The sequence below is a fragment of the Clostridium sp. MCC345 genome, from assembly GCF_018785345.1.
Classification (GTDB): Bacteria; Bacillota; Clostridia; order Lachnospirales; family Anaerotignaceae; genus Anaerotignum_A; species Anaerotignum_A faecicola.
In genome coordinates this window covers 1-10817 of sequence record NZ_WQPP01000011.1, presented here as the reverse complement: position 1 = coordinate 10817, position 10817 = coordinate 1, and the positions used below count along the sequence as shown (strand labels likewise).

The 10817-nt window shown below is 46.8% G+C and carries 9 protein-coding genes and 1 tRNA gene; 7 read left to right on the top strand and 3 right to left on the bottom strand.

Annotated features, from left to right (window positions below; all coding sequences use genetic code 11):
* Nucleotides 1-696 (top strand): alanine:cation symporter family protein (locus GPK49_RS12905; RefSeq protein ID WP_318283828.1); only part of this gene is annotated, 696 nt, incomplete at its 5' end.
* 154 nt (nucleotides 697-850) lie between these two features.
* On the opposite strand, the gene GPK49_RS03185 is transcribed toward GPK49_RS12905, so the two are convergent.
* Both GPK49_RS03185 and GPK49_RS03180 read right to left on the bottom strand, forming a co-directional pair.
* Nucleotides 851-924 (bottom strand) — tRNA-Arg (locus GPK49_RS03185).
* 267 nt (nucleotides 925-1191) lie between these two features.
* Nucleotides 1192-2496, bottom strand: coding sequence for a glycosyltransferase family 4 protein (locus GPK49_RS03180; RefSeq protein ID WP_215676727.1), 1305 nt, complete (start codon nucleotides 2494-2496; stop codon nucleotides 1192-1194).
* 248 nt (nucleotides 2497-2744) lie between these two features.
* Between GPK49_RS03180 and GPK49_RS03175 the strand changes: the two genes are divergently transcribed.
* The 6 genes from GPK49_RS03175 to GPK49_RS03150 all read left to right on the top strand — a co-directional run bounded on the left by GPK49_RS03175 (nucleotide 2745) and on the right by GPK49_RS03150 (nucleotide 10552).
* Nucleotides 2745-4628, top strand: a complete 1884-nt coding sequence (locus GPK49_RS03175; protein WP_215676726.1) for an ATP-dependent helicase — start codon at nucleotides 2745-2747, stop codon at nucleotides 4626-4628.
* Nucleotides 4629-4953: 325 nt separating this feature from the next.
* The gene (locus GPK49_RS03170; protein WP_215676725.1) at nucleotides 4954-6486 is read left to right on the top strand and encodes a VanW family protein; all 1533 of its coding nucleotides are present in this window, start codon (nucleotides 4954-4956) and stop codon (nucleotides 6484-6486) included.
* Between the two features lie 66 nt (nucleotides 6487-6552).
* Nucleotides 6553-7545, top strand: a complete 993-nt coding sequence (locus GPK49_RS03165; protein WP_215676724.1) for an AIR synthase family protein — start codon at nucleotides 6553-6555, stop codon at nucleotides 7543-7545.
* 81 nt (nucleotides 7546-7626) lie between these two features.
* The gene (locus GPK49_RS03160) at nucleotides 7627-8214 is read left to right on the top strand and encodes a manganese efflux pump MntP (protein WP_118582877.1); all 588 of its coding nucleotides are present in this window, start codon (nucleotides 7627-7629) and stop codon (nucleotides 8212-8214) included.
* Between the two features lie 248 nt (nucleotides 8215-8462).
* Nucleotides 8463-9770, top strand: a complete 1308-nt coding sequence (locus tag GPK49_RS03155; RefSeq protein WP_215676723.1) for a hemolysin family protein — start codon at nucleotides 8463-8465, stop codon at nucleotides 9768-9770.
* Nucleotides 9771-9808: 38 nt separating this feature from the next.
* Nucleotides 9809-10552 (top strand): NAD-dependent protein deacylase, encoded by a 744-nt coding sequence (locus GPK49_RS03150; protein ID WP_444876934.1) that lies wholly within the window; start codon nucleotides 9809-9811, stop codon nucleotides 10550-10552.
* On the opposite strand, the gene GPK49_RS03145 is transcribed toward GPK49_RS03150, so the two are convergent.
* The coding region (locus GPK49_RS03145) for a hypothetical protein (RefSeq protein WP_215676721.1) at nucleotides 10527-10817 on the bottom strand (291 nt) is incomplete at its 5' end. The genes GPK49_RS03150 and GPK49_RS03145 overlap by 26 nt on opposite strands.

Here is a 10817-nt window from a genome sequence, read left to right as displayed (position 1 = left end):
GCAGCTTTCGCAGCAATCGTACAAGGCGCATTCAACCCTGCAGCAGCAGGCGGCGGCTTTGTTGGTGCAACAGTAGTAGCATGTATCCGTGCCGGCGTATCTCGTGGTCTGTTCACAAATGAATCTGGTCTGGGTTCTGCTCCTATCGTTGACGCATGTGCAGCTACAAGAAACCCTTCCAGACAGGCTCTGATTTCCATGTCCGGTGTATTCTGGGATACAATCGTAGTTTGCTTGCTGACAGGTCTGGTTCTGGTATCCTCCATCATTAAAGACCCCGTAGGTATGGAAGGTCTGGTAGGTGCGCAGATGACAGCAGGTGCCTTCAATGCGATTCCCGTAATCGGTCCCGCAGTTCTGACATTCGGTCTGCTGACATTCGCATGGTCCACAATTCTGGGTTGGTCCTACTATGGTGAAAGATGTTGGGTATATCTGGTAGGTGTTAAGTCCATCATGCCTTTCCGTGTTGTTTGGACATTTGTTGTACTGGTAGGCTGTGTAGCTGCACTGGATGTAGTTTGGAACATTGCTGACGTACTGAACGCTTGTATGGCATTCCCCAACTGCGTAGCTTTGATTGGTCTGAGCGGTGTTATCGCTTCCGAAACAAAGAAATATGTATGGGATAAGAATGCAGAAAATGGTGGTCTGATGAAGTGGATGGATGACGTTGCTCCTCAGATTGACAAATAATTGATTCCTTACATTTACCCACGATAAAAAGAAAGGGGCGGTAGAAATACCGCTCCTCTCTTTTTTGCGTAAAAATATAAAATAGGTAGTATTTTGTTTTTGCTCGAAATGAAGCAAATAAAAAACGTATATCAAAGTGATATACGTTTTTTTCCGTGAGTGACATGATTCGAACACGCGACCTTCTGATCCGTAGTCAGACGCTCTATCCAGCTGAGCTACACTCACATATTCATTTGGCACATGAACTATCATACAATATGGGAAAGAGTTTGTCAAGCATTTTTTGAAAAAGATTGGAAAGGATTTATAAAAAAACACAGAGCCCTTAAGGTGTGTCCCAATAAGAAAACATGAAGAAAATGAAATAGTTGAAAGACTGCGGATGCAAGGAAGTTCCCCACAGGCATCCTTTGACTTAGGCTGTCAAGGGGAACTAACGCAGTAGCCGTAGCTTTCAGCATTTCAGAATTCAGGGTTTCTTATCTGGGCGTTTTATTCGCCCTTGGCAGAAGAAAGAAAATTCGCTGCTTTCTTTAAATAGGTACGGGAAATCTTCCCAGGCAGCCCTGTAATGCCCTTGGCGGCCTTTGCGCCAATCACAAACGGAATAACAGGGGCGGCGATGGGCTTGGGACGTTCCTCCTGCTCCAGAATATTTTGGTACAGCTGCTCCACGCTGTCTGCAAAGTTCTGCACGGAAAGAACATCCATCGCCTGTATAGAGGCTGTGGAAAGCTTTTCGGAAAGGGATTTGTCAGTCAGCACGCGATAAAGCAGCTCCGGCAGGTTTTCATTTTTCTCAAAGAGCATGCCTGTTTCACCGTCAGTGATGATATTTTCGATACATTCATCCTTTTTTGCCACAACGGGGATGCCGCCTGCCATTGCCTCAGCAAAGGTAAGCCCCTGTGTTTCGGAAACAGATGCACTGCAGAAAACATTGCCGAGCTGATAATATTTCCCGATTTCATCCCAAGGCTTGCCGCCTGTAAACATCACATGAGCACCAACACCGAGGGATTCTGCAAAGTTGCGCAGATTTTCAATTTCATTGCCTTCGCCGACAATTACCATCTGCACTTCCGGCAGCTTTTCAATCAGCTTTGGCAAGGCGGAAATGACAACATCAATGCTTTTTTCCTTCGCAATACGCCCTATGGAAATGATAACGGGAGTATCTGCTTTTAAGCCAAGGGATTCCCGCAGGGCAAGAATTTCCGCCGCATCGAAGTTTTCCTTGCGAAAATGCGCGGTATTGATGCCGGTGGGGATGATGGAAATCGGCTTTGTTACACCGTAGCCGGAAAGCAGCTGCTCCGTTTTATGCGTAGGCGCGATGACTGCCATTGCCGTATTGCAGAAGGCGCTGCTGAATTCGCGTGCCATGTTTTTGGAAATGATATGTCCGCCGCCGATATAATGCACATAATCCTCATACATGGTGTGATAGGTATGCACCATGGGGATACCCTCCGTTGTGGAAACCAGCTTTCCCAGAAAGCCCAAGGGGAATTCTGTCTGTGTATGCACGATGTCCAGATTCAGTTTTTTGATTTTTTTCAGAATATGCGGTGGGAAAATATAGCCTGCACGATAATCCCGTACGAAATAAACGGGGATACTGGGCAGACGAAAGATATCCTCATCCTCGGGCTGCCCTTCACAGCGAGGGTCGGAAGGGGTGAAAATATACACCGTATGTCCCTTTTCGCGTAGTGCATGGGTGAGCGTGCGGATGGATGTTGCCACACCGTTCAGCTGTGGAAAATATGTGTCGGAAAAAATGCCAATATTCATTAGAAACCTCCGTGTTTTCTATGTCTGGAAAACATTTCTCTGGATTTTTACTTCAAATTTTCGGTTTCGGGCATTTAGCCTGAAACATGTATTATTTTAATACAGAATAGAAATTTGCGCAATGAAAAACGCGTTAGGGTTTTTATAAGGTTTTATTAAGATAGGACAGAATCTGTGTTTTTTTGGCATTTGGCAGAAAGATGTGGTATACTTAATGTTTAGAAAGAAGCGAAAAAGGAGGCGATACTGTGGGCAAAAAACTGAATACGGCACAGCAGAAGGCAGTCTGCCACGAAACAGGGCCGATGCTGGTTCTGGCAGGGCCGGGCAGCGGAAAAACAACAGTATTGCTTTGTCGCATTTCCAGATTATTGGAAAGAGGATTGGCGAAGCCGCAGGAAATCCTTGCGCTGACCTTTTCCAAAGCGGCGGCGGAAGAAATGAAAAGCCGATTTGAGAATTTAAACGGAGCTTCCGGCGTTTCCTTCGGAACATTTCACAGCATCTTTTTTCGGATTCTGCGGAGCAGATACGGCTGGAATGTGGAGCAGATTTTTCAGGAGGAGGAAAGAAGAAGCATCCTCAGAAATAGTATTGAAGCAGAAAAATGGGATATTCCCGATTTAGAAGAATATATTTCGCAATTCTTTTCACAGCTTTCTCTGATGAACAGTGAATTGGAGCAGCCGAACCGCTTCACGCCCACGGGAATGCCTGTGGAGGAATTTCGCAAGCTGTATCGTGCGTATGAAGGGTATAAGGAACGGCATGAAAAATTGGATTTTGACGATATGCTGACGCAGTGCTATCAGCTTTTGCGTGAGGATGCGGCAGTACGGGAGTATTGGCAGAGAAAATATAAATTTATTCTGGTGGATGAGTTTCAGGATGTCAATCAGGCGCAGTTTGCCTGCTTGCAGATTCTGGCAGAGAAGCATCAGAATCTTTTTGTGGTGGGGGATGATGACCAGAGTATTTATGCCTTCCGCGGCGCAAGACCTGATTTTCTTCTGCATTTTCCGACGCTTTATCCTGCGGCAAAAAAAGTAACATTAAATACAAACTATCGCTCTACGGAGCGAATTGTCAATTTGGCGGAGCGTGTCATCGGCAATAATGAGGTGCGCTTTGTGAAAAATATGAAGGGCATCGGGGAAGCCGGTGATAAGGTGACGTTTTTTCTGGCGGAGGATGCGGCGAAGGAAGCAGCGCATATTGCGGAGAAAATCGGCAGACTTCTGGATGAAGGCGTGCCGTTGACGGAAATTGCTGTCATTTACCGTACAAATCTACAGGGTGGTGCATTCGCCAGAGAATTATATAAAAGAGGGATTCCATACGACTTGCGCGATAACAGCGGCAATGTGTATGAGCATTGGGTGGCGAAGGATTTGCTTGCCTATCTTCTGCTTGCAGAGAATGAGGAATCGGACAGCGCACTGCGGCGGATTCTGAATAAACCCAAACGCTATATCGGGAAGGATTTGCTCGCGGAGGCGGAAACGATGCCGTATACGTTATTGCGCAGCTTTTTTGTCTGTCCGTCCTTGAAGGGGTGGCAGGAGGAGAATCTGGAAAATCTGCGAATTGATTTAAACCAGATTCGGAAGCGCACCCCCTATGATGCGTTAAAATATATTCGTAAAGTCATCGGATATGATGAATATTTAGAGGAATTTGCTGCATATAGAAGAACAAGTGCTCAGGTTTTGCAGGAGATAGCGGACGAGATTATGGAAACGGCAAAGGACTGTGCGGATGTGCGCAGCTTTCGGGAGCAGCTGGAACGGCTGAGTCTGCAAATGAAGGAGCAGAGCCGCAAAAAGGGGAAGAAACGAAACGGCGTTGCACTCATGACGATGCATGGTGCAAAGGGCTTGGAATTTCGTGCGGTCTTCCTGCCTTCTCTGGTGGAGGGGATTGTGCCGCATGAAAAGGGCATGGATACGGTTGCGGAGGAGAGGCGGCTGTTTTATGTTGCCATGACAAGGGCATCCGAAAAGCTCTGTCTTTCTGCAATTCTGCAAAGATATGAAAAGGAACGGAAGCCCTCTCGTTTTCTGGCGGAAATGGGACTGGATGCAGAGATGGCGTTCCGCAAAAATAAGGAGAAAGAAGGAAATAAACGATGAAACCGAAGGATAAATATCGGATGAAAAAGAAAATTGCCGCAGGAATTGCACTGCTTTTGGCGGTAGTAATGGTGCTGAGTTTGGCTGCGCCGTTTCTGGGCTATGGCATCTATTGAGCGGCGAAACCGAGAAGGGAATGTATGATTCGCAGAAACGGCATAAAATCGTAACAAAAATGTAAGGATTTTTTCAAGGAATTGCTCTTGTAATTTACAGTAGACTTCGTTATGATAAGGGGGACTATTGATAAAAATAGTCAGGGTATGACAAAGCTTGTATCAAACAGGCAATTTTGCATGAAATATATTTTAGGGGGCGAGGAGAGTTGGAGGAAAGCAATAGACCACGACAGCAGCGACATCAGCAGCAATCGCACCAACATCATCACCATCAGAAGGGCAAAAAAACAGACAATAACAATAAAAATAAAAAGCCTTTGGTGATAATCGGTGTTTTGGTTCTGCTTGTGGCAGTGGCTGCGTTCGGGTATCATGAGGTACATAAAAGAAAGGTTTTGAATCTGCTGGCACAGGAAGGCATTTATCAGGGCATTACGATCAATGGTGAGGATGTATCCGGATTGAGTCAGGAGGAGGCTGTCGCACAGCTGCAGGAAAGGTATAAATCCGAGGTTGTCGGGCAAATTCTGACATTGCAGTATGGCGAAGAAGACGCACTGCAGAAATGGGACATTCCCTTTGAGGACATCGGCGCAGGGTACCATGTGGAGGATGCGGTAAAGGAGGCATACGAAACAGGGCGTACCGGCACGGAAGCGGAGCGCTTTCAGGTCGGCGCGAAATTGCTGAAGGATGGCGTGAATATTGAGTTGACCTACGGCTATGATGCGGAAATGCTGAGCGCAAAGCTGGACGAGGTTGCGGAGGAATTTAATCAGGATGCCGTTGACAGTACTGTTGTAAGGCAGAATGGCAGATTTGTGGTTTCTCCTGAGCAGACAGGGCTTGAAATGGAAAAGGATAAAACCGCAAAGCATGTGGCAAAGGTGATGGAAACACGCAAGAGCGGCACAGCGGAAATTGCGGCAAAGGTAACAAAGCCCAAGATTACGGCAGAGGATAACTCCCATGTAACGGATCTGATTGGGTCTTATTACACAACCTATACAAACAGCGACAGAAACAGAAACAACAACCTTGCGGTAGGCTGCAATTACATCAATGGTACTGTGATTGCACCCGGAGAGGTATTTTCCGCAAATGCGCATCTGGGCAGCCAGACGGCGGCAGGCGGCTATAAGGAAGCCGGCGTTTATGTAAACGGCAAGGTGGAAAAGGGCATGGCAGGCGGCGTTTGTCAGGTAACATCTACCTTATATAATGCAGTCATTCTGGCTGAGCTTGAGGTGGTAGAGCGTTCCCCTCATTCCATGACGGTTGGCTATGTGCCGCTGGGCAGAGATGCGGCTGTGGCAGGCACCTATAAGGATTTGAAATTCAAGAATAACACCGAATATCCTATTATGATTGAGGCTTACGCAAGCGGCGGCAAGCTTGTCATGAATATTTACGGGCATGAGGTGCATGATGCAGGCAGAAGATTGGAGTTTGAAACGGTTTACGAGGGTACAATTAACAAGCCTGCGGAAATTGTGAAGAAGGATCCCGATCTGCCTGAAGGCGAAAGAGTTGTAACCTCTCGCGGCAGAACGGGCTGCAAGGTGAGCGTACGCAAAAAGGTGTATGAGAATGGGAAAATGGTCAGCAATGAATGGTTCAGCAGCTCTTCCTATCGTGCGGCGGCGGACGAGGTAACTGTCGGCACGAAGAAGAAGGAGGAAGCGACAGAACCAACCACGCCCACAACAACAGAAAACACAGGGTCGAGCGATCAGTAAGTGAATAAGGCAATAAAAGCCTCTGTCATTGGACAGAGGCTTTTTGCGAAGGAAAGGATGAAAACGATGTTTGCAATCGGAAAACTTCCTCCGGAGATTCTGGAGAAAATTGTGATGGAGCCTATGCAGGCAAGCAGGGTGAAGCGTGAGGATGTCATTCTGCGCCCGAAAACGGGAGAAGACTGCTCTGCTGTTGATTTGGGCGGAGAATATTGCATTCTGTCCACAGACCCCATTACGGGAGCTGCGAAGGATGTCGGCTATCTGGCGGTGCAGATTAACTGCAACGATATTTATTCCTCCGGTGCGGAGCCGATGGGCGTTCTTCTGACGGTGCTTTTGCCGCCGGAAAGTGAGGAAGCTTTGCTGGAGGAAATGATGTCCGGCGCGATTCGTGCGGCGGAGGAACACAATATCGAGATTCTGGGCGGTCATACCGAGGTGACGGATGCAGTTGTAAAGCCTGTCATTTCCGCAGCAGTGATTGGGAAAACGAGAAACAGAAAAATTCTTTCCACCGGCGGTGCAAAGGCAGGGCAGGATGTCATCATGACGAAATGGGCAGGTACGGAAGGCACTGCCATTCTTGCAAAGGAATGGGAGGAAGGCTTGCGGCAGTATCTGACAGAGGAAGAACTGCAAAATGCGCAGGCAATGAAGGCGCATCTTTCTGTCGGGAAGGAATCTGAAATTGCCTTTGCTTATGGCGCAACCGCCATGCACGATGCTACGGAGGGGGGCGTTCTGGGTGCCGTCTGGGAGGTTGCGGAATGTTCCGGCTTAGGTGTGGATGTTTTTGTGGAGAAAATTCCTGTCAAAGAGGAAACAAAGAAAATCTGCAAGGCAATGGGCATTGATTATCTGGGATTGATTTCCAGTGGTACGATGATTATTGCGGCAGAAAACGGAGAGAAATTAGCAGAGAGATTACAGGAGGAAGGCATTGCGGCGGCGGTGATCGGAAAATTGACGGAGAGCGGCAGATATATGCTGGTCAATGATATGCGGCTGCCTTTGGCACAGCCCAAGAGTGACGCTTTGTATGAGGCGAAGCTTTGAGAAGCACTGCCTTGCGAGTATTTAGCGAGAAGAAAATTTAAGAGGAACAATTTAAGAGAGACCGGATGGGAGGAGTTTGTTTTGTCCATTGGCTTTATGTTTTTGTTTAACAGTGTGTTGCTAGGGGTAGGGCTTGCGATGGATGCCTTTTCCGTATCCCTTGCCAATGGGCTGAATGAGCCGCAGATGGGAACGCGGCGGATGTGCGGCATTGCAGGCGTGTTTGCCTTTTTTCAGGCGCTGATGCCCATGACGGGCTGGGTCTGTATTCATACGATTGTAAGCCATTTCCAAGCCTTTGAAAAGCTGATTCCGTGGATTGCGCTGGTGCTTTTGCTGTATATCGGCGGCAGTATGCTGAAGGAAGGCCTTGCGGGCGGCGGGGCAGAGGAGGAGCGCTGCGGCGTTGGCTTTATGGCGTTATTCATACAGGGGGTTGCGACCTCGATTGATGCGCTTTCGGTTGGTTTTACGATTGCGGAATATGATTTTTTTCTCGCCCTTTTGGAAGCACTGATTATTGCAATGGTGACTTTTGTGATTTGCCTCTGCGGCCTGCATATCGGAAAGAAGGTTGGCGTGAAGCTGGCAGGAAAGGCGAATATCCTTGGCGGTGTGATTCTGATTTTCATTGGTCTGGAAATTTTTGTGACAGGTGTATTTCTGTGATTTCTTAACGGATTTTTTAGGATATAAATGATTGACTTGAAGGCTTCTCTATGGCATACTGCCATATATATTATTTGAGGAGTGTGAGAATCGGCATGGATGCGGATGAGGATCGAACTTGCTTTGCTGCAACAGAATATGTCGTTGAGAAATAGAGAAAGGGTGTACTTTGCTTTTTTGGAGGCGGAGTATGCCTTTTTTGATTTTTTCGGACGTAGACAGATAGAAGCAAAGGAGAATGGAATATTATGAAAGCTATTTTACTGCAAGTGATTCTGATTGGTTTGAACGCTGTTTTTGCAAGTGCGGAGATTGCGGTTATTTCTATGAATGATACCAAATTGGAACGAATGGCGAGAGATGGGGATGCGCGGGCAAAGCGGTTAGCGGCACTGACTGCACAGCCGACAAAATTTTTATCAACGATACAGGTGGCAATTACATTGGCAGGGCTGCTTGGCTCTGCGTTTGCGGCGGAAAATTTTGCCGGTACGCTGGTGCAGGTGATACAGAAAGCGGGTATCGATGCTCCGGAACGCATTTTAAAATCATTTTCTGTTTTTCTGATTACACTGGTATTGGCATATTTCAATCTGGTTTTTGGGGAGTTGGTACCAAAACGAGTTGCGATGAAAAAGGCAGAAGGATTGGCATTGGGCATGAGTGGCATGCTGACAGGTGTTTCCCGCCTGTTTGCACCGCTAGTGGCCCTTCTTACGATTTCTACCAACGGTGTGCTGAAGCTCTTTGGAATTGACCCGACAGATGAGAAGGAGGAGGTTTCCGAAGAGGAAATCTATATGATGCTGGAGGCAGGAGAGGAAAAAGGGACGATTGATGCGGAGGAAACACGGTGGATTCGGAATGTATTTGCCTTTGATGATATTTCTGTAGAGGAGATCTGCACACATCGTGTAGATATGACTGTGCTGGGCTTGGAGGAATCGGATGCGGAATGGCAGGAAACAATTCTGCGAAGCGGCTATACATATTATCCCATTTACAAAGAGAATACAGATAATATTATTGGTGTGCTGAATACAAAGGTATATTTTCGCCTGATGGAGAAGAATAGAGAAGCTGTGATGGCGCAGGCGGTAGAGAAGCCTTATTTTGTACCTGAGATTATGAAAGCGGATGTTCTGTTTCGGAATATGAAGCAGGAGGAAAAGCTGTTTGCTGTGGTACTGGATGAATATGGCGGGGTGAGCGGCGTGATTACCCTGCATGATTTGCTGAAGCTGCTGGTAGGGGATATTTATACGGATGAAAAGGAAATTGAACAGCTTGGAATACACACATATAGAATGAAAGGCAGCACTTCTCTGGATGATGTGGCTGAGACACTTGGGATTTCTTTGCCGGTGAAGGAATATGACACTCTTGGCGGATATATCTTCGGTGTGTTGGGGCATATTCCGGAGGATGGGACAACATTTGCGTTGGAAACGGATGGCATGCAGATTCAGGTGGAACGCGTGGAAGGACATAGAATTTTGGATACCGTGGTGCGATATGAAAAAACAGAATTGCAGGAAGCGGCAGACGAGGTATAATAGGAGAGAGGATATTTTTTTGCTAACAGAACGGAGGAATTTCTATGGATGAAAAACAGAAGCAGTTGAAAAAATGGATAGATGAGAGCGACAATATTGTTTTCTTCGGCGGTGCCGGCGTTTCGACAGAAAGTGGGATTCCCGATTTCCGCAGCGAAAACGGTATTTTTCATGCCATCAATGAATATGGCGTGCGTCCTGAGGTGATTCTGAGCCACACATTTTTTGAACAGAATCCGGAGGTTTTCTTCAAATATTATAAGAAAACACTGCTTTACCCGGATGCAAAGCCTAACGACTGCCATAAGGCATTAGCGAGACTGGAAGAAATGGGGAAGCTGAAGGCGGTTATCACGCAGAATATTGATGACTTGCACCAGAAAGCAGGCAGTAAGAATGTACTGGAGCTGCATGGGACGCTGTATCGAAATTACTGCGTGAAATGCGGCAAGCAGTTCGATCTGGATTATGTGACGGCAAATGACGGCATTACGCGCTGTGATGTCTGCGGCGGTATCGTGCGCCCCGATGTGGTGCTGTATGAAGAAGGGCTGGATCAGGAAACGATTTATAAATCTGTGGATTACATCAGTAAGGCGGATGTGCTGATTGTCGGCGGCACAAGTCTGAATGTCTACCCTGCGGCAGGCTTGCTGAATTATTACAGAGGAAATAAGCTGGTGCTCATCAATAAATCTGCAACGCCCTATGACAATAAGGCGGCGCTGGTGATTGCGGAAAACATCGGTGAGGTATTTAAAAAGATTGTTTTGGATAAATAAAAGCAGAAAGCGTGAAGCGGGAGAACCTTGATTTTTCTGGGTTCTTTCGCTTTTTTTGGATTTTTTGAAAAAAGTTTGAAAAAAGTTGAAAATTATGCTTGACAAGATGGGGTACCTTTGCTAAAATAATCCTTGCACTGCGGAAGTGCTGTGAACTTTGAAAATAGAATAGCGTAAGAGAAAACACACAACCCATAGTCAATTCTGTCAGCGGAAGCTGATGAGATAATGAACTAGATTTTGCCGGTTTAGAAAAACCGGAGTT

Bases quoted from the DNA above. Each gene is read 5' to 3' on its own strand.
- GPK49_RS03180 (WP_215676727.1), bottom strand. From the start codon at position 2,496: ATGAATATTGGCATTTTTTCCGACACATATTTTCCACAGCTGAACGGT.
- GPK49_RS03165 (WP_215676724.1), top strand. From the start codon at position 6,553: ATGTTTGCAATCGGAAAACTTCCTCCGGAGATTCTGGAGAAAATTGTG.
- GPK49_RS03155 (WP_215676723.1), top strand. From the start codon at position 8,463: ATGAAAGCTATTTTACTGCAAGTGATTCTGATTGGTTTGAACGCTGTT.